We start from the raw sequence: 19,621 nt of genomic DNA, 5'->3' as shown, positions 1-19,621 counted from the left end.
CCTCACGCCGGCAGGTTCGTCCTAGTTCGGACTGTAATCCCGGATCAGCCGCTTGCCTTGTTCCCATTGCGCCGCCCAGATGATGACGGTGGGCGAGGAGGCGATGTAGACGTCTTTCGCCTCGCCTTTCTTCACCCCGTCAATCAGGCTGACCAGGTCCGCGGCGACCACCGACAGGTCGGTCGGCTTTCCGGCGGCGGACAGTTCGTTCTGCGCCGCCACGCGGGCCGAATCTGCGGCCACTGCATCGACATAGAACACGACCCGCGCCTTGCCTTCCACGGGCTGGGTCATCGGTTCATCATCTGGCCCGGTGATGTAGAAGGCCGGCGGGCGCGTTTCGGTGCCGTTCACCAGCACGGCGTTGTCCGCACTGGTGCGCCAGAGAATATCGCCCTTCGCAATCGCCATGAGCGCGGCCCCGTTGAACAGCCGGCCTTCCACCTTGTCTTGCATCCCGGCCTTCTTCACTTCGCGGGCGGCATCGGCAGCGTCGAGGAAAGCCACGACCACCTCGCGCTCCGGCTTGCCGTCGGCGGCGGGCAGTTTCGCCATCATCGCGGCGCCGGTCTCCGGATTGGTCGGCACCACGACAAACAGGCCGCTCATGGCCTCTTCCAGCGCCGTCGCGGTCGGTTTCGTGTCTGCGCCGGCGGCGGGCACGAAGGCCGCCACGAGCAGGGCCGCTGCCATCCATCGCAACATGTCGAATTCCTTTCAGGTCTCGCGCGCCAGACTAGCGGCCCGTGTGTTGCCGTCCAGCCGAGTTGCGCACCTAGAGCGGCGGCTCTGCGGGCGCCAGCCCGTCATCGATGGCCGACCGGACGGGCTCCGGCCAGTCCAGCCCCGTGTTGACGCAGTCGCGGCGGAAATCCACGTCCGTGGTGTAGATGCTGTCGGCCCGCTTCGGGGCGCTTGTCACGGTCACCTCCCAGTCGAACTGGCAGGCGCGCGTGGCGAAACTGCGGGTGCAGACGACGGCCGGCTCCGGATAATCCTCATGCGCTTCGCCGTATTCACAGGTGTACCCGGCCTCCGCGAGCTGCTCCAGCGTTGCGGCCCGGCCATTCTTGCGGGCAATCCGGCTGACATCATTGGCCAGCGCCGCATAAAGCCGCTCGCCGCGATCATAGGCCCAGTCATTCGTCTGGTGCATCTCAAGGATTGTCTGTGGTTTCGGGTTGCCATGCGCACACGCGCCCAGCCCGGCGACCAGCAGTGCAAGCCAAACCGTTCTCATCTGTCTCTCCCCATTGCCGTGCGAGAATTCTCCCTGATTGCGGCGCAATCAAGGAAAGCCGCTCAGGGCATCAGCAGCGTCGCGCCGGACGTCTTGCCGCTCTCCAGGGCCCGGTGGGCGCCGGCCGCATCGCTCAGGGCAAAGCGCTGGCCGATGTCCGGCGTCAGCACGCCAGACTCGATCAAGCTGAACAGGCGCCGGGACGCCCGCGCCAGCGATTCCGGCGTGTCGGTGAAGTTGAACAGCGTCGGGCGCGTCATCACCAGCGAGCCGCCTGCTGCCAGCCGGCCCGGCGGGATCGGGTCTGCCGCGCCGGAGGCGTTGCCATAGGTGATGAACCAGCCGCGCGGACGCAGGCTCGACAGCGAGGCCTCCATCGAGATTTTGCCGACGCTATCATAGACGACATCGACACCCTTACCACCCGTCAGCTCACGGACCTTTTTCGCCACATCGTCATAGCCGACGACCACCTCGTCGGCGCCGAGCGCCCGGGCCTTCTCCGCTTTCGACTCGCTGGACGTGACCGCAATCACCCGCGCGCCGAGATGTTTCGCCCAGGGCGTCAGCAGCGAGCCGACCCCGCCGACCGGCGCCCAGACGAGCGCCGTTTCACCCTTTTGCAGCGGGCGGATCTCCTCCAGCAGCATCCAGACGGTCATGCCTTTCAGCAGCACGGCGGCCGCTTCCTCATCGCTCACGCCCGCCGGCAGGGGCAGCATCGTGGCGGCCGGCCCGGTATAATGGGTCGCGTAGGTGCCGCGCCCAAGATAGGCGACGCGCTCGCCCGGCTCCAGATGCGTCACGCCCTCACCGACTTCCTCGATCACGCCGGCACCTTCCGAACCCGGAACAAAGGGCAGCGGCATCTTGTAAAGGCCGGTGCGGTGATAGGTGTCGATGAAATTGACCCCCACAGCCGTCTGGCGCACCAGCACTTCGCCGGGCCCCGGCGCGCGCGGCGGCGCCGCTTCCACCTTCAGGACGTCCGGTCCGCCGGTCTCGTGCATCCGGATCGCATAGGCATTGGGAAGGGTCATCGGCTGGTCCTCTCGGGTTTTCACCAGTTGAAGCCCCGGCCTGCGCCAAGGTCAAATGCCGTTGTAAAAACTTCACTCGACAAGTCTAATTTGTTCTTGTTATGTTCCGATTCCGCAAGGAGGACAAAACAATGATCGGATACGTTACGCTCGGCACGCGCGACCTCGAAAAGGCCGCCGTATTCTACGATGCGCTCGCCGCCGAACTCGGCACGCCGCGCATGTTCACGACAGACAAGACCATCGCCTGGGGAAATCCGGACGGCCCGGCCGGGATCGGCATCACCTTGCCGTTCGACGGCAATCCGATGAGCGTCGGCAACGGTATCATGGTGGCCCTGCAGGCGAAGGACAAGGCGCAGGTCGACCGGCTGCACGCCCTCGCCCTTACCCTTGGCGGCACTGATGAAGGGGCCCCCGGCCCGCGCAGCGAGACCTTCTATGCCGGCTATTTCCGCGACCTCGACGGCAACAAGCTCAACGCCTTCTACATGGGTTGAGGCCCACCTCAGCGGCCGGTGAATTTTGCCGGCCGCTTCTCGAGGAAGGAGGCGACGCCTTCCTTGTGGTCCGCCGATTTGAAACAGGCCGACAGCGCGGTCACGTGCGCTTTCATGTGATCCGGCAGGTCGCGCGCCAGGCCTTCATAGACCAGCGCCTTCATGTGGCGGATCGAGAAAGGCGAGGAGGCGAGATACCGCCGCGCCTCGGCGAGCGCTGTCTCCATCAGTGCTTCCGGCGCCACCACAGCGTTGGCATAGCCGATCTCTTTTGCCTCGACCGCTTCGAGGAAGCCGCCGGAATAGAGCAGCCGCAAGGCCCGGCTGTGCCCGATCAGGCGCGGCAGGATCCAGCTGCCCGCGCCGGTATCCGGCACCAGCCCCCGGTGCGCAAAGTTCCAGGCAAACCGCGCCCGGTCGCTGACGATGCGCACATCGCACTGGCTGGAGAACTCCGCGCCCATGCCCACGGCAAAGCCGTCAATCGCGCCGATCACCGGCTTCGGACATGAGACCAGCGGCCACCACACATCGCCCTCATGCGCCTCGCCGCGCACGCCGCGTGTCTCGCCCGGAATCGTCGACAGGTCCGCGAGGTCCGTGCCGGCACAGAACGTGCCGCCCGCCCCGGTCACGATCAGCACACGGACGCTGTCATCTGCGGAGACTTCCCGCACCTTCTCGATGAACGCGAACAGCATAGCATAGGTCATCGCATTGCGCTTTTCCGCGCGGTCGATGGTCAGGATGGCAATGCCATCCTCGGTCTTCTCGAGCTTGATATGATGCGCCGTCATGTTGTTCCTCCCTTTGTTTTTTTTAACCCCTCAATGGGGAGCAGGCCCGGCAAGGCTCAATGCGCCCCGCCCGCCCCTTTCGTATTCTTCCGCATCTGGATGTTCAGCAGTTCGACGCCCAGCGAGAACGCGATCGCGAAATAGAGATACCCGCGGGGAATGTGGAAGCCGAGCCCGTCGGCCACAAGCGCCACACCCACCAACAGGATGAATGACAGGGCGAGCATCTTGGTGGTCGGATGGTTGGCGATGAACTTCGCCAGCGGATCAGCCGCAACCGCCATCACCAGCGTCGACAGCACCACCGCCGCGATCATCACTTCCAGAATGGTCGTCATCCCCACGGCCGTGATCACCGAGTCCATCGAGAAGACGATGTTGATCACGAACAGCTGCACGATCACCCCGCTGAAACTGTTCTTCGCGTCGGCGTCGGCCTCATGCGTGCCTTCCACCGAGGCATGGATCTCCTGCGTGCCCTTCCACAGCAGGAACAGGCCGCCCGCAAACAGGATCACGTCCTTCAGCGTCACATATTCGATATGATGCAGCGCTTCTTCGCTGCCGCCCGCCAGGAAAACCGCCATTCCGTGCGGCACTTCGAACAGCGGGTTCTTGTCCAGCTGCAGGATCCAGAAGATCACGGCCAGCATGGCGATGCGCAGCACCATCGCGCCCCACACGCCGACGCGGGTTGCAGTGACCTTCTGCTTGCCCTCCAGCTTGCCGGTCGCAATCGACACGAACAACAGGTTGTCGATGCCCAGCACGATTTCGAGGAAGGTCAGGGTCGCAAGCGATCCCCAGAAGGCAGGCGACGCCAACAGTTCGGTCATGAAACTCATCCCTTGGGCTGCAACGGCTCGGCGTGAGTGAACCCTGCGCCGCGCGCTTCGGCAAGGCCTGACGCGGCGGCGCGCCTTGCGCCCGGCCTCCGCCTGTCGCAGCCTCCGAAAAAACGAGGGAGGCCCCGATGCCCGAATTCCGTACCATCGATGCAGGCGCCGCGCAGATCCGAGTTGCGCTCGAAGGCAGCGGCCCGCTGGTTCTAATGGTCCATGGGTTTCCGGAAAGCTGGTATTCCTGGCGCCACCAGATCGGCCCCATTGCCGCGGCCGGCTTCACGGCCGCCGCCATGGATGTGCGCGGCTATGGCGGCTCCTCGCGCCTGCCCGAGGTCGCCGACTACCGGATGGAAGCCCTTATCGGCGACATCCTCGGCGTCGGCGCCGCCTTTTCGCCCGAGCAGAAATTCATCCTCCTCGGCCATGACTGGGGCGCGCCCCAGGTCTGGAACACCACACTCACCCATCCGGACCGGATCGCCGCCGTCGCCGCGCTGTCCGTGCCTTTCTACGGCGCGCCGGAGTTCTCCTTCGACGATGTGATCAAGCGCGTCTTCGACGACCGGGACCGGTTCTTCTATCAGTCCTATTTCCGCACGCCCGGCCGCTCCGAAGCCGACCTCGAAGCGGATCTGCGCCGCTTCCTTGCCGCGTTCTACTATTCCATCTCGGGTGACGCGAAGCCGGGCGAATGGAAGCTCGGCCTGCCTTCCAGCGCCACACTAATGGACAGCCTCACCGTGCCTGACACGCTGCCCGCCTGGATGTCCGAGGCCGATCTCGACTATTACGAAGCGGAATTCCGCCGCTCCGGCCTGTTCGGCCCGATCAGCCGTTACCGCAACCACACGCGCGACTTCGAGTTGCTCTCGCCCTTCCGCGGCAGGACGATCACCCAGCCGGCTTGTTTCGTCGCCGGCGACAAGGACCCCGCCTTCAACGGCTTCGGCATGGTCACCGACCCCATCGGCAAGATGCGCCCCGCCGTGCCGAACCTTGAAACGGCGGTCGTCCTGCCCGGCTGCGGCCACTGGACCCAGCAGGAGCGCCCCGCCGAGGTCAACGCCGCCCTCCTGCCCTGGCTCACCAGCCTCAAAGGCCGGGTCGTCTGATCGCCGCAAAATCCGGCTATCTATTTTCGCAGCGTCTGCTTAGCTGGTCGCCTCTTGGGAGGAGACGCCACATGTTCCGCACACTCATCACCGCTGCCCTGCTGGCCACCTTACCGCTGGCCGCTTTTGCCGACGAAGTCTGGACCCTGCCCAGCGGCAATCAGGTCACCTATCTCAACGACGACGGCAACACCGCCATCCTCGGCTACACGCCGGTCATGGGTGTCGAGCAGTCCTATATCTTCGTGCCCGGCCTCGGCGGCAATTTCGACAATCGCGGCACCTATACCGGCTACTGGGTCGAGCCTACCTATGTCGGCAAGACCTGCCCGGTCTCGATCAACACGCCGGACGGCATGGCCTGGCAGCGCTGGGGCATCATGGAAGTGCGCTTCCACAAGAAGGGCTTTCCCTCGAAGATCACCCTGAAGCGCGGCGACTGTTTCGGCGCTCCGAAGGAAAAGATCCTGCTGAAACCGGTCGTCGGCGCCGGCCTACAATAGTCCGTTCACGGATCTGTCCCGTCCTCTCCCGTTCACGGGAGAGGCGGCCCTAGGCGCGCGCGAAGGGACCTTCCAGACCCTACCGCGTCTGCCCCCCATCCACCGGCACCACGGCACCGTTGATGAAGCTCGCTCGCTCCGACAGCAGGAAGGTTGCTGTATCGCCGATCTCCCGCGGCGTGCCGAAACGTTTCATCGGCACCTCGCGCTTGATCCAGCGCCACCACGCATCGGCGCGCGGACCGGTGGACTGTTTTTCCCAATTGTTACCCGGAAAGATAATGTTGCCCGGTGCGATTGTATTGACCCGGACTTTGGTATCGAACGCGAAGCGCGCCACGCTGGTCGAGAGATGGTTCACGGCGGCTTTCGTCGCGCCATAATCCAGCGGCGTGCCGAGTGCGCCAAGGCCGGCAATCGAACTGATGAACAGGAAGCTGCCGCCGCCATTCTGGGCCATGCGGGGGATCGCCCCGCGCGCCAGGCGGAAGGCCGAGTTGAGGTTCTGGTCCAGCCCCGCCTGCCATTCCTCATCCGACACATCAAGCCCCAGCGGCGACGGCGACAGACCCACATTTGCCACCGCGCCCGTGATCGGCCCGAACTCCGCCTCGCACGCGGCCAACGCCGCCTCGATGGGCGCGGTCTGAGTCAGGTCCCCGGCAAAGCTCCACACCTTATCCTGGCCGAAGCGCGCCGCGAATTCCGCTTTCGTCGCCTCCAGCGCTTCGGCTCCGCGTGCCGTTAGCGCCACTTTCGCGCCTTCGCCGAGCAGGCTTTCGGCAATCCCGTGGCCAATACCCCGGCTTGCCCCGGCGATGAAGATCACCTTGTCCTTGAGTCCGAAATCCATGCGCTTGTCCTCCGTTTCGCACATGCTGGCGCGCCCGGCCCCGAAAGGCCAGCCGTCACGTAGCGCGAAGCGGCGGCTAGAGGCGGGAGCGGTCGCGGGTCAAAGGCGGCGGCACAGGCCCCGGCGGCGAATCCGCCACACGCGGCCGCGCTGTGCCATCGATTTCATTCGGATTGCGCCGGCCCGGCGCCGCCATCACGGGCAGCTCCGGCGCGGCGTCCTTCGCCGCAGCCGCGTCTTCCTCCATCCGGCGCTCGGAGCGCAGGGCCATGCGGAACACCTGCGCACCGAGAACCAGCATGCCGAGCCCGGTCAGCACCAGTGCCGGCATCATCACCACACCCGGAAGGTGTAGTTCCGACACCAGCGCCCAGACGGACGTCTCGGAGAAGATGGTTGCGATTTCGATGATGAGAACAGTTGAGATCAGAGCCTTCAGAAGGCGGCCCATTTGTGTCGTCCTGGAAAGCACCAGCACGCGCTGGCACACCTCGCATTATCTGCCTGTTTCCATTTCCCGGCAATGGCGTCCCGGAAAAAATACACCCGCCATCGTCCTCAACCGACGAAATAGGGCGGCTAAAACGAATCCCGCTTCCTCCGGCCCGGGTAGAGCGGTATATGGTTCCCTTACGGATGAAACAGGAACCGCTGAACCTGCAGATCAGATAACTCGGGCCCAAGGTTGGGCCCATGTCAGCAAGCTGAACCGACTTTGCACAACGTGCGCCCCTTGCCACGGTCCCGGGACCGGCTTCGGCCAACCCCTGCGACCGCCCGCTTGTCCGCTTCAAAGGAATTGCAATTGGTTGTCGACATTTTCATCTGGTTTGTCCTGATCGGCTTCCTCGCCCAGTTGGTCGATGGCACGTTGGGCATGGCCTATGGTGTCGTCTCGACCTCCTCGATGATTGCCATGGGCGTTCCTCCGGCTATCGCCAGCGCAAATGTGCATTCTGCTGAAGTGTTCACCACGGCGGCGTCCGGCATTTCCCATGCCGCCGCCGGCAACGTGGACTGGCAGATCTTCTGGCGCCTTGCCTTGTTCGGCTCGGCGGGCGGAGCCGTCGGCGCAGTTCTGGTCAGCCTGGCAGACACAGACATGATCCGGCCCTTCATTGCAGCTTACCTCTTTGCGATGGGCGTTGTCGTGATCTGGAAGGGCCTGCGCCCCGTCGGCAGCCCTCCCAAGATCGGCCGTGTACGGATGCTGGGCTTCCTGGGCGGCGCGGCTGACGCCATAGGCGGGGGCGGTTGGGGACCCGTCGTCGCGTCAAACTTGATCGCCCGCGGCGGTCAGCCGAGCAAGATGGTCGGCACTGTCAATCTCGCCGAATTCTTCGTCACGCTCGCAGTGTCGATCACGTTCCTCCTAGCGCTTGGCCCGAATTTCGGCAAAGCAGCCGCGGGCCTGCTTGTGGGCGGTGTTGTGGCGGCGCCGATCGCTGCTTTTGCGGCCAAACGTGTACCGCGCAAAGCCCTGACGATCCTGGTCGGCGCCGCCATCTGTCTGGTCAGCGCCTACAATCTCTATCGCTACCTGCATTGATCCAGCAGCGGAGCGAGATCCGGCGCCACCCAGGCGCGCCGGGCCTCAACCGAGAACAGCACGTCCCTCGTCCAGTGCGTCAGGATCCAGTCTGACCGCCCGTAAGGCCCGGCCATCATGTCCGCCAGCACGGCATGCAACGGCGCCCCCGCCCGCGCGGCCAACGCGGCCGCCGCGACGTCCAGCGAGGCCCGTGTGATCGTCTCGTGAAAGCCTTCCGTATCGGTGTTCCGTCCGCCTACGGACTCGTTGTAGCGCCGGATCAGGCCCGGCATGTCGGCATAGGCGGCCGCTTCCCGGTCCTGCAGCAGCCACAGCGCCACGGCAAAGTGTGCCGCATGCGTCCAGGCCGCCTTCGGCAGGGTACACGCCATCATCGCATGCGCCGTCGCTGCGATCTCGTCATCGGTTTCAAGACTCATGTCAGTCTCCTCAGGTTAGGGAGCAGCGGGGGCGCAAACAAAAACCCCGCCACTCGGGCGGGGTTTGCAGCTGCTCGGCGCGGGGATTTCAGGTCCTGGGCCAGCCACACAAAAACACACGCGCCGCAATCGGGAGCGTCTGTTGGGTCTGTTGCAGGGTCTTTCGCGTGAACATGCGCGCTGGATAAATCCGCCGCGCGCGGGCGTCAACCGCCCTGCTCTGGCCACCGCCGGCGACTCCGGCTTATTCAGGAGCGTCAATTGCGATGCCCCGGAGGCCAACCCGCATGAGCGCCAAGGATTTCAATGCCGCCATCGCCGCCAGCCACGCCGCCCTGGGCGCCATGGCGCGAGGGGATAACGGGCCGACGATGGCGCTCTGGTCACGTCGTCCGGACGCGGTGCTTGCCAATCCGCTCGGTGCGCCGGTCAAGGGCTGGGACAATATAAACCGGGAATCCGCTCGGGTCGCAGCCATGTTCGACGGCGAAGTTGCGCCGATGGCCTTTGAAGAGGTGACGCGTATCGAAACGGCAGACCTCGGGCAGCTCACGGGTTTTGAACGTAGTCGTGTCAGGCGCGTGGGCACCGGCGAGATCGTCGACATGGCCCTGCGTGTAACCACGGTATTCCGCCGCGAAGAAGACGGCTGGAAACTCGTGCTGCGCCACGCAGACCGCATTGTGCCTTCGGCCGGTTGAGCAAATGGCGGTGTTCCTCACCTGCGGCGTCGATGAAGCCGGCCGGGGCCCCTGGGCCGGGCCGGTTACGGCCGCCGCCGTGATCCTCGATCCCGCCCGCCCCATCGCCGGCCTTACCGATTCCAAGAAACTCTCCGAAGCCGCCCGCGACCGTCTCGCCCCTGAAATCCGCGCCCGCGCCCTCGCCTGGTGCGTAGCCGAAGCCAGCCCCGATGAGATCGACCGGATCAACATCCGCGAGGCGACCTTCCTCGCCATGACCCGCGCCGTCGCCGGCCTGTCCGCCGCGCCGGGGCATATCCTGATCGACGGCAATGCCCTGCCGAAAAAGCTGCCCTGCCCGGCCACCGCCATCGTCAAGGGCGACCTCACCGAGCCGGCGATCTCCGCCGCTTCGATCCTCGCCAAGACACACCGCGACGCGCAGATGAAAGCCTTCTGCGCCGAGCATCCCGGCTACGGCTTCAGCCAGCACAAGGGCTATGGCACCGCCGCCCACGCCGAAGCCCTTACCCGCCTCGGCCCCTGCGCCATCCACCGGATGACCTTCGCTCCCGTGCGCGCCGCCCTCGCGGCAGGTTAACCTGCTGGACCCCGCGTCAGGGTTTGCAAAGCCGGTCTGCCAAGTTCAGTATGCGTCCATCGGCCCGTCAGAGGCCGGACGGAGGAACCGCGCATGACCTACGATCTCGTCATTGTCGGCGGCGGCATCGGCGGCAGCGCGCTCGCCGCCGTCATGGCCCGCGCCGGCCGCCGCGTCCTGCTGCTCGAAAAATCCTTGCAGTATGAAGACCGTGTACGCGGCGAATGGATCGCCCCCTGGGGCGTCACCGAAACCAAACGCCTCGGCCTTTACGACCTGCTTATGGGCGCGGGCGGGCACCACATCACCGACCACGTCACCTATGACGAAAGCCTGCCGCCCGCCGAATGCGAACAGGCGGCGCTGCCGCTCGGGATCTTCGCGCCGGACGTGCCAGGTCCCCTCTGCCTCGGCCACCCGCACCATTGCCAGACGCTGTACGATGCGGCCGCTGCCGCCGGCGCCGAAACCCTCCGTCCCGTGATCGTCGAGAAGATCACGCTGGGCAGCGATCCGTCCGTCACCTTCTCCCACGCCGGCGAAACAAGAACCGTGCAAGCGCTCCTGATCGTCGGCGCTGAAGGCCGCCAGTCCGAAGTGCGCGCCGCCGCCGGCATCCCGCTGCACCAGGACAAGCCGCACCACTGGTTCGCCGGTCTCCTGGTCGAGAACGTGCCGGAGGTGAACCCGCAGCGCCAGACGATCGGCACCGAAGGCAATTTCGGCTTCCTCACCTTCCCGCAAGGCAATGGCCGCGTCCGCGTCTATGGCGGCTACGCGCTTGAGGAAAAAGGCCGCTTCCATGGCGAAGAAGGCGCGAGGCGTTTCCTCGACGCATTCCGCGTCGCCTGCGCCCCGCAGAACGAGGCGCTTGCGAAAGGCACGCCCGCCGGACCGCTCTTCTCCTATTTCAACAATGACAGCTGGACCGACGAGCCATTTTCAGAAGGCTGTGTGCTGATCGGCGATGCCGCCGGCTGGAACGACCCGATCAACGGCCTCGGCCTGTCGATCACCTACCGCGACGTACGCATCGTCTCCGACATCCTCAAGGACACGCCCGCCGGCGCCGCGCCGGACTTTGCGCCGTATGCGGAAGAACGCGCCGAACGCATGCGCCGCCTGCGTTTTGCGGGCCAGCTACAGGCCGCGCTCGACATGGAGTTCGGCCCCGAAGCCCGCGAACGCCGCCGCCTCTACCATCAGCGCAAGGCGGCCGATCCGAGCCTTGGCCTGCACGGCGTCGCCATCATGGCCGGCCCGGAAAATGCACCCGCCGAGATCTTCACCGAGGCCCACCGTGCCCGCGTGCTCGGCAAGGTGACCGCATGAGCTTCGACATCGCCAAATTCAACGCCGACTGGCTCGCGGCTTGGAGCGCCAAGGATGTCGACGCCCTGCTCGGCTTCTATGCCGCCGACACGGTGTACAAGGACAACAACACCGCCGCCGGCATCACCGGTCATGCCCAGCTGCGCCCCTATCTGGAAGGCCTCTTCGCGGCCACGCCGAAGATGATCTACACGCCGGACGAGACCTGGCCGATCCCCGGCGGGTTCTGCGGCCGCTGGTATTGCGCCATCGGCGAAGACGGCAAGGACGGCGCCCTGCGCGGGTTCGACCTCTGCCTCGTGAAAAACGGTCGCATCACCCTCAACGAAGTTTATGTGCATGTAATGCCGGCCTGAACATCGGTGTCTGCATGATACGTCTTGGCGTCCTGTCACTTACTTTCCTCGCATTGACGGCTTGCGTCTCGACTCCGCAGCCTTCCCCTGACCTGCGCGTCGCGGGCAACCGGCTCTTCATCGCCGCCGAAATCAATGGCGAGCCGATCGAAGCGCTGCTCGATTCCGGCGCGGAGATGACGCTGCTCGACAGCGCCGCAGCGGTTCGGCTCGGGCTCATGACTGGCGGCACGGCCGAAGCGCGCGGCACAGGGGCAGCGAGCGAAGAGGTGACATTTGCAGAGGGCCTGCACACCCGAGCGGGCGGTGTGGAGTTAGAAAACCAGACGGCGGCTGTACTCGATCTTTCTGAGCTCTCTTCACGTCTGATTGGCAAACCGGTCAGCGCCGTCCTCGGGCGCGAAATTTTTGACGCCGCCCGCTTTTATCTAGATATCGACGCGGCCGTCTTCCGGATCACGGACAAGACCAGCCTTGTCCGCGCTGTCCGCGTGCCATTGTCGGACGCTAACGGCATCAAGCAGGTGCCCGTTCGCATTGAAGGCCAAGCCGGAATTCTCGCTGATTTCGACATCGGCAATGGCAACCGCGTCCTCATCAGCGAAGCGTTCGCCCGCCGCGCAGGCCTGCTTGACCCGGCCCGCATCACGGGAACCGAGTCCGGCGGCGGCATCGGCGGCCCGGTCACACGCCAACTGGTCATCCTCGAGACTCTTGAGATCGCCGGCGTGACTCTGCAAAACATCGAGGCCGCGATTGATCCCTCACCGAACGCGACCGACGCCAATACTGGCGTCTCGGTCCTGCGGAAGTTTGAAATGCTGATCGATTTTCCCGGAGGCACCGTCTGGTTGCGCCCCCGTCGCAGTTAACGCCCCGTTAACCCCAAATCGTCGATTTTGCCGCCGTTCGCCCCGCATCGGGGCCAAACGGGTGGGTGTCGCAATGTTCCTCTTCGATTGGTTTCTCTTCCGCTGGCACGTGTGGACCGGCGAGACGGGCGAGCGCTACCGCTTCCGAATCACGCTGACCCGCAAGGCCATCCCGGAAGCCGGCGGCATCTATATCTTCGTGCGCCGCCGCTTCGGCTTCTTCCTCCAGCCGCTCTATATCGGAAAGGCGACCGACCTGCGCTCGCGCCTGTTCGGCCATGAGCGCTGGTGGGAGGCCTGGTGGAAACGCGGCGCCACCGAGCGCCACATCCTGCCCGTGCGCACCGGCACCGACCGTGCCCGCATCGAGGAAGACCTGATCCGCCGCTACCAGCCGCGCATGAACGACATGCTCGTGCCCCGCAACGGTCTCGACGCCCCGGCCAACAGCAAACTCCGGCGCGCCTGGCTCTGGCGCCAATGGTGGAAGAACCTGTTCCGCCTAGGCCGCAAGCACCCGGCTCACTGAAGCTCAAGTCGTTGCTACTGTAATCGGCGGCCGGCCGCAGGCTTCCAGATTTCCAAAAAAGCTGTATCAGGGTGCCGTCCAGCCTGGTCGCGTGCTCATGACTCCAGAACTCAAGTTGAATCCCGAACTCGACGTGGCGGCTCTCGCCCGCGAGTTCGCCATTGATGGCAAGATCCGGGTTCGAGATCTGCTGACTCTGGAGAGCGCCGATGCACTGGCGCGCTGCCTTGAGACCGAAACGGAATATTCGATTGCTGCAGTCGACGGCAACAGCAAGCCGGTCATTCTGCCCGGAAGCGAAATCAATTGGGCGTCGCCCGCGATCCGCGTGGCTGTTGAGCGCGGGCGTAGCGGTTTCTCATTCCTCTACAAATCCAACCCGATGTACGGAAACTACCTCGTTGGCAAGAACCCGGAACATACGCTGCACGCCGCTACAGCGTTTATCAACAGTGCGCCGTTCCTCGACTTCATTCGTACACTGACGGGATGTAGCGATGTTACGCGCGCCGACGCGCAGGCGGCGCGCTATGAGCCAGGTTGTTACCTCACCTCGCATACGGACCGCGTGCCGGGCGAGCGTAGGCGCGCCGCTTATGTGCTGGGACTCACCCGACGCTGGCATCCGGATTGGGGCGGGCTACTTTTATTTACCGACATGCAGGGCCAGGTGACCGACGCATATGCGCCTGGCTTCAACACGCTAGACGTGTTCCGCACGCCGCGTCCGCATTCGGTTACACCCGTCACACCGTTCGCTTCCGGAGTTCGTCAGTCGATCACCGGCTGGGCGCGCGCCGCCGAAGACGCCGAGGACTAGCGTTGGCCGACACGATCCCCACCACGCCTAGCCTCTATGCCAACGCGCCCGGCTCCGTAAGCTTCAAGAAGCTGCGCAAACGCCTCGTGCGCGGCGCGCTGGAAGTGATCGACACCTACGGCCTAATCGACCGGCGCGCCATCGAAAGCGGCGAGCGTCCGCGCCCGAAATGGCTGGTCTGCCTGTCCGGCGGCAAAGATTCCTACGGCCTCCTCGCCGTGCTGATGGACCTTGCCTGGCAAGGCGCCCTGCCGGTCGACCTGATTGCTTGCAATCTCGATCAGGGCCAACCGGGCTTTCCGAAACACGTGCTGCCGGATTGGCTGTCCTCAGTCGGGGTACCCTTCAAGATCATCACCGAAGACACCTATTCCATCGTCACGGAAAAGGTCGAAGCCGGCCGCACCTACTGCTCCATGTGTTCGCGCCTGCGCCGGGGCATCCTCTACCGCGTCGCGCGCGAGGAAGGCTGCGAGGCCATCGTCCTCGGCCACCACCGCGACGATGCGCTCGAAACCTTCATGATGAATCTGGTCCATGGCGGCCGCCTCGCCGCGATGCCGCCGAAGCTCGTCAATGACGAGGGCGACGTGATGGTGTTCCGTCCCCTGATCACCGCAGCAGAAGAAGATCTGTCAAAGTTTGCTGAAGCGATGAATTTCCCGATCATCCCCTGCAACCTCTGCGGCAGCCAGGACGGGCTGCAGCGCGTGGCGATGAAACACCTGCTCGACGAATGGGAACGCAAGAAGCCGGGCGTGCGTCAGGTCATGGCCCGCGCCCTCGCCAATGTCCGGCCGAGCCATCTTCACGATCCGTCCGTGTTCGGATTTGCCGGCCTTGCCCTCGGCGCCGCCGGCGAAGACGATCCCAACGTGCCCTTCTAGTCCGGCGGGCCCGCCGCGGCTCGGATGACGTCGGCAATCCAGCTCGCATACGGCGCTGTGCGCATGTAGATGCCCGGCGCATTCTCCCGCGCGCAGCCGAGCCCCCAGCTCACCACGCCGACTTGCACCAGGTCGCCGTCCGGTGAATAGACCACCAGCGGCCCGCCGCTGTCGCCCTGGCAGGAATCAACCCCGCGCGCGCCCGCGCACATCTGCGTCGCCGCATCCACGTCCGCATCCCCGTAGACCGCGCCGAGCCCCAGCATTTCGATCAGCGTGCTGATCTGCTGGCGGCAGACGGCTGTAGGCACGACCGGCACCTGCGCCGCCTGCAGCACCATGCTGGGCGCATGGATCCGCCGCCCGGAAGGATTGCTGCCCTGAAGGCTCGGCCCGGCCTCCGACGTGCGGCCATAGCCCGCCGCCGAGGCCGTCGCGCCCGCTTCGTCAAGCCCGGCGGCCACGCCCGCCAACCCGTCCACCCGCATCAGCGCACCGGTCCACGTGCCACTGATCCGCACCAGCGCCACATCATTGCCGCGCTCCGGCGCGCCCGCCACATAGTCCGGATGCTGCACAAAGCGGGTGACGCGGCGGACAGACCCGCCCCCCGACTCGCGCAGGTCCACCCGTCCGACGACGAGGGCGACCGAGCCGAGCCGGGCCCGCGCCGCGCCGGGTTCGGCCTCGCCGAGTTGCACCGCCCAGCCACGCGCATCGATCTCGACATCATCGAGACAATGTGCCGCCGTCAACGCCCATTGCGGGGTGATCATGGTCGCACCGCATTGGTGATACACGGAATTTCCTTGCACGGTCTGGAGCGACGCCATGCCGGGCCAGTCCGAAATCCGGGCATCGCGCCCCCCGACAATCTGGCCGTGGGCGGCGGGCACAAGACTGGTGATGACGAACAGGAGTGCGAGCCAGCGCATGGCGGCGTCCCTTCGTTGTCGCGCCCCTGACGACACCGCAAAGGGCGCCCCAAGTCAAGAACGCTCAACGCAGCAGCCGGCCCTTGCGCAGACGGTCCACGACCAACCAGACCCCGGCTAGCGACAGCACGAGCGCGCCGAACGCGAACAGTTTCAACCACCAGCTCGAGAAAGTTTCGCGGCCTTCCCAGTCCATGATGTGCAGGCCCCAGAAGAGGTCGTAGGTGCGCCACCAGCCGGTGCGTACTGCGGCAAGGTCGCCCGTCTGCGGATCGATCCAGAAGGTCGCCTTGTCCTTGCCGTTGAACTCTGCGCGCCACATGGCCCGGCCTTCGCCGCGGCCCGCTTCGCGCGGCGCAGGATCGACGAGCGTGATGCCTGTCAGCGCGCCCTCGCCCGCCCAGGCTGCCTCGGCGACGCGGCGCGCATTTTCCTCCGTGAGCGGCGAAAGCATAGCGCCGGTGCGGGCATCGAACAGCGCCTTGCCGGCGGTAAGCTCTGCCTCCCAGACCGGTTCGCCCATCCACACCTTCAGCCGCAGCGCCGAGACGGGCTCGCCCGATCCGGCGAGCAGCGTGCCCGGCGGCGCCAGCCCGTCCAGCTCCGCCGGAAGCGTGGTCACCGCGACTTCGCGGCGCAGGTGATCGCCCCGCACCTCGCCGATCGGCTTGAGCGAGAAGACAAGGCCGGACAGGACCCAGAGCAGAACCTGCGCCCCGAAGATCAGGCCAAGCAGGTTATGGGTGCGCCGGAGGAAATGGGTCAGCTTGTTCACTCACCAGCACCGCTCTCGACGGTCAGCGTGTACGGAATGAACATCTCCAGCTCCAGCGGACCGGAGGGCTGGGTGACGATCCGGTTCTCGAGCCCTGTCAGCGTGACCCGGGCCGGGGCAAGAAGAGCCTGCAGGCCGCGCACTTCGGCTGCGATGTCGGCGACCAGGTCGGCGCGGTGCTTGGTGACATCGCGGGCACCGATGAACTGGTCGTCGCCGAGATAGGCCTCGGCGCGCCCGGCCGTCTTGATGGTCATCACGAAGTCTTCAGCCCGCTTCATCAGCCGGTCGAAGGGCTCGCCGCCCTTGGTGTCCACGCTAAGGGTCAGCGTGAACCGGCCCGTGCCATTATAGTCGGTCTGGTGGATGTCGGAGAACAGCACCGTGTCGATATCGGCGGTGCTCTCGCCGATCGTGCCTCCGGACAGGTCAAAGCCGTCCGTCTTGGCAGCCTTTTCCTTCAGCCGGATGAACATGGTCTCCAGCTCCTTCTTGCGCTCGCCGGGGTCGCGCGTGGCGCTTTGGTAGCTGACCGAGACGAGCACGAAGTCTGCCGGGATCCGCCGGTAGATAGCCGGCGCGCTGCGCAGGTCGTCCTGGTCGATCCGGCTGGCGGTCACGACCACCCGTTCCATATCCTGTGCGATAGCCGCCCCGCACGGCACCATCGTCAAAGCGAAAGCCAGAAGCATTGCCCGCATGAAAAAACCCTCCCTGTTTCCAGGGAGGGTCTTCGCCTTTCAGGGGCCTGTCAATCAGGCGCTTATTTGCGCCAGATGGCAGCCAGGGCCGGGTCTTCTACGCCGCCTTCATATTTGCGCAGCTCGTTGCGGCCGACGACCATGTGGTGCACTTCGTCCGGGCCGTCCGCCAGGCGCAGGGTGCGCTGCTGGGCGTACATCCGGGCCAGCGGCGTCCATTGCGAGACACCGGTCGCGCCATGGATCTGGATCGCCTGGTCGATGATCTGGCAGACGCGCTCGGGCACCATGGCCTTCACCATCGAGATCCAGACGCGGGCTTCCTTGTTACCGAGCACGTCCATCGCCTTAGCGGCTTTCAGAACCATCATGCGCATCGCCTCGATCTCGATCCGAGCGCGGCTGATGATTTCGGTGTTGCCACCGAGCTTGGCCAGCGGGCGGCCGAAGGCTTCGCGGCTGAGGCCGCGGATGCACATCAGGTCGAGCGCCTTCTCGGCGGCGCCGAGCGAACGCATGCAGTGGTGGATACGGCCGGGGCCGAGGCGCAGCTGCGAGATCTCGAAGCCGCGGCCTTCGCCGAGCAGCATGTTTTCCTTCGGCACACGGACGTTTTTGAATCGCAGGTGCATGTGGCCATGCGGGGCATCCGGATCGCCGAACACGTGCATCGGGCCGACAATCTCCACGCCCGGATGCGGCAGCGGCACCAGGATCTGCGATTGCTGGCGGTTCACGTCGGAGCCATTGTTGGTTTTCACCATCGTGATCATGATGCGGCAACGCGGATCGCCGGCGCCGGAGATGTAGTATTTCTCGCCATTGATGACCCACTCGTCGCCTTCCAGTACGGCAGACATCGAGACGTTCTTGGCATCCGAGGAGGCCATGCCCGGCTCGGTCATTGCGAAGGCCGAGCGGATCTTGCCTTCCAGCAGAGGCTTCAGCCACTGTTCCTTCTGGGCCGGCGTGCCGACGCGCTCGAGCACTTCCATGTTGCCGGTATCAGGCGCCGAGCAGTTCATGGTTTCAGACGCCATCGGGTTCTTACCGAGTTCGGCGGCGATGTAGGCATAGTCGAGGTTCGACAGGCCTTCGCCGGTTTCGGCGTCGGGCAGGAAGAAGTTCCAGAGGCCTTGCTTCTTGGCTTCGTCCTTCGCCTTCTCAAGGCACTCGAGCTGGCCCGGAGCGTAGGACCAGATGTCCTTCTTGTTGGCGTCGTAGCTGTGGAACTCCTCGCTCATCGGGTTCACGACCTCGGCGATGAATTTCTTCACATGGTCGTAAAGCGGGCGGGCGGCTTCCGACATGCGCAGATCGTTCAGGTCTGCGCTCGCATCGGCGGTTCTTTGGGTGTCAGGCATCGGCGTGGTTCCTCTCCGGAGTTTCAACTTTTCTGCTGTTCTTGGTCAGCAGGGTAACTGACGCGCTGGGGGGCGCGCAATTTCTTTCTGGCTCGCGCCGGTGCGGGGACTCGGCTAAGGGCGGCGGCATGAGCCTTCCGACCGTTGCCATCCTGCTCGTGACCGTCCTTGTGACGACGTTCATCTCGGGCATATTCGGCATGGCGGGCGGCGTGATCTTCATGGGCGTTCTGGCCACGCTGGTGCCGGTGGCGAGCGCGATGATCATCCACGGTTCGATCCAGATCTTCTCCAACGGATACCGCGCCTTCCTGTGGCGCGCGCACATCGACTGGGCGGTATTCCGGCGCTACGCGCTCGGCTCGGGCGCGGCGGTGGCCCTGCTGTTTGCCTTGTCCTGGCGCCCGGACCAGCAGATGGTCTACCTGCTGCTGGGGCTGACGACGCTGCTCGTCTGGCTGCCCAAGCGGATTGTCGATCTCGACATCCAGCGCCGCTTCCAGGCTGAGGGGGCGGGCTTCACCGTCCAGGCGCTCAATACCATCGCGGGTGTGGCCGGCCCTTTGCTGGATCTGTTCTTCGTGCGCACCGACATGACGCGGCAGGCGATCGTCGCGACCAAGGCGGTCACCCAGGTGCTGGCCCACTTCGTCAAGGTTGTGTTCTGGAGCTACCCGGTCATCGCCGCGTCCGGCGCGGCTGACCTGCCGCCCTGGTGGTTGATGGCGGCAGCCATTCCACTGTCCATGCTCGGCACCACCCTGGGTGGACACGTGCTCGAGAAAATGACGGATGTCGATTTCAAGAAGTGGATGCGCTACATCGTCACCGCGATTGGCGCGGTAATGCTGCTGAAAGCGGCGGGTTGGATGTAGGGCGGCCGACATGCCGGGGCTCCAGTCTCG

25 protein-coding genes are annotated in these 19,621 nt (G+C 65.1%); 13 read left to right on the top strand and 12 right to left on the bottom strand.

The window, feature by feature from the left end:
• Positions 1-21 precede the first annotated feature (21 nt).
• The 3 genes from GC148_RS01725 to GC148_RS01715 form a co-directional block, all read right to left on the bottom strand.
• Positions 22-705 carry a hypothetical protein gene (locus GC148_RS01725; RefSeq protein WP_291068301.1) on the bottom strand — a complete coding sequence of 228 codons (684 nt, stop codon included), beginning with the start codon at positions 703-705 and terminating at the stop codon, positions 22-24.
• A 70-nt stretch (positions 706-775) separates the two neighbouring features.
• Complete coding sequence (locus GC148_RS01720; RefSeq protein WP_291068300.1) at positions 776-1,240, bottom strand: hypothetical protein; 465 nt, start codon at positions 1,238-1,240, stop codon at positions 776-778.
• Positions 1,241-1,302: 62 nt separating this feature from the next.
• Positions 1,303-2,280, bottom strand: a complete 978-nt coding sequence (locus tag GC148_RS01715) for a quinone oxidoreductase (RefSeq protein ID WP_291068299.1) — start codon at positions 2,278-2,280, stop codon at positions 1,303-1,305.
• Positions 2,281-2,411: 131 nt separating this feature from the next.
• Between GC148_RS01715 and GC148_RS01710 the strand changes: the two genes are divergently transcribed.
• Positions 2,412-2,780: a VOC family protein gene (locus GC148_RS01710; protein WP_291068298.1), complete on the top strand. Its 369-nt coding sequence runs from the start codon at positions 2,412-2,414 to the stop codon at positions 2,778-2,780.
• Between the two features lie 8 nt (positions 2,781-2,788).
• Here GC148_RS01710 and GC148_RS01705 read toward each other — a convergent pair whose 3' ends face one another.
• Complete coding sequence (locus GC148_RS01705; protein WP_291068297.1) at positions 2,789-3,577, bottom strand: enoyl-CoA hydratase/isomerase family protein; 789 nt, start codon at positions 3,575-3,577, stop codon at positions 2,789-2,791.
• 56 nt (positions 3,578-3,633) lie between these two features.
• A complete protein-coding gene (locus GC148_RS01700) occupies positions 3,634-4,413 on the bottom strand; it encodes a TerC family protein (RefSeq protein ID WP_291068296.1) in 780 nt (259 codons plus the stop codon).
• Positions 4,414-4,550: 137 nt separating this feature from the next.
• Between GC148_RS01700 and GC148_RS01695 the strand changes: the two genes are divergently transcribed.
• On the top strand, positions 4,551-5,534 hold the full coding sequence (locus GC148_RS01695) for an alpha/beta hydrolase (RefSeq protein ID WP_291068295.1): 984 nt from the start codon (positions 4,551-4,553) through the stop codon (positions 5,532-5,534).
• Between the two features lie 71 nt (positions 5,535-5,605).
• Complete coding sequence (locus tag GC148_RS01690) at positions 5,606-6,037, top strand: hypothetical protein (RefSeq protein WP_291068294.1); 432 nt, start codon at positions 5,606-5,608, stop codon at positions 6,035-6,037.
• 79 nt (positions 6,038-6,116) lie between these two features.
• Here the strand turns inward: GC148_RS01690 and GC148_RS01685 are convergent, their stop codons facing one another.
• Complete coding sequence (locus GC148_RS01685; protein ID WP_291068293.1) at positions 6,117-6,890, bottom strand: SDR family NAD(P)-dependent oxidoreductase; 774 nt, start codon at positions 6,888-6,890, stop codon at positions 6,117-6,119.
• Between the two features lie 76 nt (positions 6,891-6,966).
• Positions 6,967-7,341, bottom strand: a complete 375-nt coding sequence (locus GC148_RS01680; RefSeq protein ID WP_291068292.1) for a hypothetical protein — start codon at positions 7,339-7,341, stop codon at positions 6,967-6,969.
• Between the two features lie 354 nt (positions 7,342-7,695).
• Here GC148_RS01680 and GC148_RS01675 point away from each other — a divergent pair, with 354 nt between their 5' ends.
• Positions 7,696-8,439: a sulfite exporter TauE/SafE family protein gene (locus GC148_RS01675; RefSeq protein WP_291068291.1), complete on the top strand. Its 744-nt coding sequence runs from the start codon at positions 7,696-7,698 to the stop codon at positions 8,437-8,439.
• On the opposite strand, the gene GC148_RS01670 is transcribed toward GC148_RS01675, so the two are convergent.
• The gene (locus GC148_RS01670; RefSeq protein WP_291068290.1) at positions 8,427-8,861 is read right to left on the bottom strand and encodes a hypothetical protein; all 435 of its coding nucleotides are present in this window, start codon (positions 8,859-8,861) and stop codon (positions 8,427-8,429) included. The genes GC148_RS01675 and GC148_RS01670 overlap by 13 nt on opposite strands.
• Before the next feature lie 287 nt (positions 8,862-9,148).
• Here GC148_RS01670 and GC148_RS01665 point away from each other — a divergent pair, with 287 nt between their 5' ends.
• The 8 genes from GC148_RS01665 (at position 9,149) to ttcA (ending at position 14,941) form a co-directional block, all read left to right on the top strand.
• Complete coding sequence (locus tag GC148_RS01665; protein WP_291068289.1) at positions 9,149-9,562, top strand: DUF4440 domain-containing protein; 414 nt, start codon at positions 9,149-9,151, stop codon at positions 9,560-9,562.
• 4 nt (positions 9,563-9,566) lie between these two features.
• Positions 9,567-10,145: a ribonuclease HII gene (rnhB, locus tag GC148_RS01660; RefSeq protein ID WP_291068288.1), complete on the top strand. Its 579-nt coding sequence runs from the start codon at positions 9,567-9,569 to the stop codon at positions 10,143-10,145.
• A gap of 93 nt (positions 10,146-10,238) precedes the next feature.
• A complete protein-coding gene (locus GC148_RS01655; RefSeq protein ID WP_291068287.1) occupies positions 10,239-11,477 on the top strand; it encodes an FAD-dependent monooxygenase in 1,239 nt (412 codons plus the stop codon).
• On the top strand, positions 11,474-11,833 hold the full coding sequence (locus tag GC148_RS01650) for a nuclear transport factor 2 family protein (protein WP_291068286.1): 360 nt from the start codon (positions 11,474-11,476) through the stop codon (positions 11,831-11,833). Before GC148_RS01655 ends, GC148_RS01650 begins: the two co-directional genes overlap by 4 nt.
• A gap of 14 nt (positions 11,834-11,847) precedes the next feature.
• Positions 11,848-12,705, top strand: a complete 858-nt coding sequence (locus GC148_RS01645; RefSeq protein ID WP_291068285.1) for a pepsin/retropepsin-like aspartic protease family protein — start codon at positions 11,848-11,850, stop codon at positions 12,703-12,705.
• Positions 12,706-12,778: 73 nt separating this feature from the next.
• On the top strand, positions 12,779-13,234 hold the full coding sequence (locus tag GC148_RS01640) for a GIY-YIG nuclease family protein (RefSeq protein WP_291068284.1): 456 nt from the start codon (positions 12,779-12,781) through the stop codon (positions 13,232-13,234).
• A 97-nt stretch (positions 13,235-13,331) separates the two neighbouring features.
• A complete protein-coding gene (locus GC148_RS01635; protein WP_291068283.1) occupies positions 13,332-14,054 on the top strand; it encodes a 2OG-Fe(II) oxygenase family protein in 723 nt (240 codons plus the stop codon).
• A 2-nt stretch (positions 14,055-14,056) separates the two neighbouring features.
• Positions 14,057-14,941 (top strand): tRNA 2-thiocytidine(32) synthetase TtcA, encoded by an 885-nt coding sequence (ttcA, locus tag GC148_RS01630; protein ID WP_291068282.1) that lies wholly within the window; start codon positions 14,057-14,059, stop codon positions 14,939-14,941.
• Here ttcA and GC148_RS01625 read toward each other — a convergent pair.
• The 4 genes from GC148_RS01625 to GC148_RS01610 all read right to left on the bottom strand — a co-directional run bounded on the left by GC148_RS01625 (position 14,938) and on the right by GC148_RS01610 (position 18,716).
• Entirely contained in the window at positions 14,938-15,876 is a 939-nt protein-coding gene (locus GC148_RS01625) for a serine protease (RefSeq protein WP_291068281.1), read from the bottom strand. The two genes, ttcA and GC148_RS01625, sit on opposite strands and share 4 nt — an antisense overlap.
• 64 nt (positions 15,877-15,940) lie before the next feature.
• Positions 15,941-16,651, bottom strand: a complete 711-nt coding sequence (locus tag GC148_RS01620) for a PepSY domain-containing protein (RefSeq protein ID WP_291068280.1) — start codon at positions 16,649-16,651, stop codon at positions 15,941-15,943.
• Positions 16,648-17,352 carry a hypothetical protein gene (locus GC148_RS01615; protein ID WP_291068279.1) on the bottom strand — a complete coding sequence of 235 codons (705 nt, stop codon included), beginning with the start codon at positions 17,350-17,352 and terminating at the stop codon, positions 16,648-16,650. Before GC148_RS01615 ends, GC148_RS01620 begins: the two co-directional genes overlap by 4 nt.
• A 62-nt stretch (positions 17,353-17,414) precedes the next feature.
• Complete coding sequence (locus tag GC148_RS01610) at positions 17,415-18,716, bottom strand: acyl-CoA dehydrogenase family protein (RefSeq protein ID WP_291068278.1); 1,302 nt, start codon at positions 18,714-18,716, stop codon at positions 17,415-17,417.
• 128 nt (positions 18,717-18,844) lie between these two features.
• Here GC148_RS01610 and GC148_RS01605 point away from each other — a divergent pair, with 128 nt between their 5' ends.
• The gene (locus GC148_RS01605) at positions 18,845-19,591 is read left to right on the top strand and encodes a TSUP family transporter (protein WP_291068277.1); all 747 of its coding nucleotides are present in this window, start codon (positions 18,845-18,847) and stop codon (positions 19,589-19,591) included.
• Positions 19,592-19,621 lie beyond the last annotated feature (30 nt).

This window comes from Hyphomonas sp. (genome assembly GCF_016125515.1).
Lineage (GTDB): Bacteria > Pseudomonadota > Alphaproteobacteria > Caulobacterales > Hyphomonadaceae > Hyphomonas.
Note: the sequence above shows the minus strand (reverse complement) of the source record. Positions and strands in the feature narration are given on the sequence as shown.

What these genes read in the sequence shown, in the direction of transcription:
- GC148_RS01725 (WP_291068301.1), bottom strand. Translation starts at nt 705, where the DNA reads ATGTTGCGATGGATGGCAGCGGCCCTGCTCGTGGCGGCCTTCGTGCCC.
- GC148_RS01720 (WP_291068300.1), bottom strand. Translation starts at nt 1,240, where the DNA reads ATGAGAACGGTTTGGCTTGCACTGCTGGTCGCCGGGCTGGGCGCGTGT.
- GC148_RS01715 (WP_291068299.1), bottom strand. Translation starts at nt 2,280, where the DNA reads ATGACCCTTCCCAATGCCTATGCGATCCGGATGCACGAGACCGGCGGA.
- GC148_RS01710 (WP_291068298.1), top strand. Translation starts at nt 2,412, where the DNA reads ATGATCGGATACGTTACGCTCGGCACGCGCGACCTCGAAAAGGCCGCC.
- GC148_RS01705 (WP_291068297.1), bottom strand. Translation starts at nt 3,577, where the DNA reads ATGACGGCGCATCATATCAAGCTCGAGAAGACCGAGGATGGCATTGCC.
- GC148_RS01700 (WP_291068296.1), bottom strand. Translation starts at nt 4,413, where the DNA reads ATGACCGAACTGTTGGCGTCGCCTGCCTTCTGGGGATCGCTTGCGACC.
- GC148_RS01695 (WP_291068295.1), top strand. Translation starts at nt 4,551, where the DNA reads ATGCCCGAATTCCGTACCATCGATGCAGGCGCCGCGCAGATCCGAGTT.
- GC148_RS01690 (WP_291068294.1), top strand. Translation starts at nt 5,606, where the DNA reads ATGTTCCGCACACTCATCACCGCTGCCCTGCTGGCCACCTTACCGCTG.
- GC148_RS01685 (WP_291068293.1), bottom strand. Translation starts at nt 6,890, where the DNA reads ATGGATTTCGGACTCAAGGACAAGGTGATCTTCATCGCCGGGGCAAGC.
- GC148_RS01680 (WP_291068292.1), bottom strand. Translation starts at nt 7,341, where the DNA reads ATGGGCCGCCTTCTGAAGGCTCTGATCTCAACTGTTCTCATCATCGAA.
- GC148_RS01670 (WP_291068290.1), bottom strand. Translation starts at nt 8,861, where the DNA reads ATGAGTCTTGAAACCGATGACGAGATCGCAGCGACGGCGCATGCGATG.
- GC148_RS01665 (WP_291068289.1), top strand. Translation starts at nt 9,149, where the DNA reads ATGAGCGCCAAGGATTTCAATGCCGCCATCGCCGCCAGCCACGCCGCC.
- rnhB (WP_291068288.1), top strand. Translation starts at nt 9,567, where the DNA reads ATGGCGGTGTTCCTCACCTGCGGCGTCGATGAAGCCGGCCGGGGCCCC.
- GC148_RS01655 (WP_291068287.1), top strand. Translation starts at nt 10,239, where the DNA reads ATGACCTACGATCTCGTCATTGTCGGCGGCGGCATCGGCGGCAGCGCG.
- GC148_RS01650 (WP_291068286.1), top strand. Translation starts at nt 11,474, where the DNA reads ATGAGCTTCGACATCGCCAAATTCAACGCCGACTGGCTCGCGGCTTGG.
- GC148_RS01645 (WP_291068285.1), top strand. Translation starts at nt 11,848, where the DNA reads ATGATACGTCTTGGCGTCCTGTCACTTACTTTCCTCGCATTGACGGCT.
- GC148_RS01640 (WP_291068284.1), top strand. Translation starts at nt 12,779, where the DNA reads ATGTTCCTCTTCGATTGGTTTCTCTTCCGCTGGCACGTGTGGACCGGC.
- GC148_RS01635 (WP_291068283.1), top strand. Translation starts at nt 13,332, where the DNA reads ATGACTCCAGAACTCAAGTTGAATCCCGAACTCGACGTGGCGGCTCTC.
- GC148_RS01625 (WP_291068281.1), bottom strand. Translation starts at nt 15,876, where the DNA reads ATGCGCTGGCTCGCACTCCTGTTCGTCATCACCAGTCTTGTGCCCGCC.
- GC148_RS01615 (WP_291068279.1), bottom strand. Translation starts at nt 17,352, where the DNA reads ATGCGGGCAATGCTTCTGGCTTTCGCTTTGACGATGGTGCCGTGCGGG.
- GC148_RS01610 (WP_291068278.1), bottom strand. Translation starts at nt 18,716, where the DNA reads ATGCCTGACACCCAAAGAACCGCCGATGCGAGCGCAGACCTGAACGAT.
- GC148_RS01605 (WP_291068277.1), top strand. Translation starts at nt 18,845, where the DNA reads ATGAGCCTTCCGACCGTTGCCATCCTGCTCGTGACCGTCCTTGTGACG.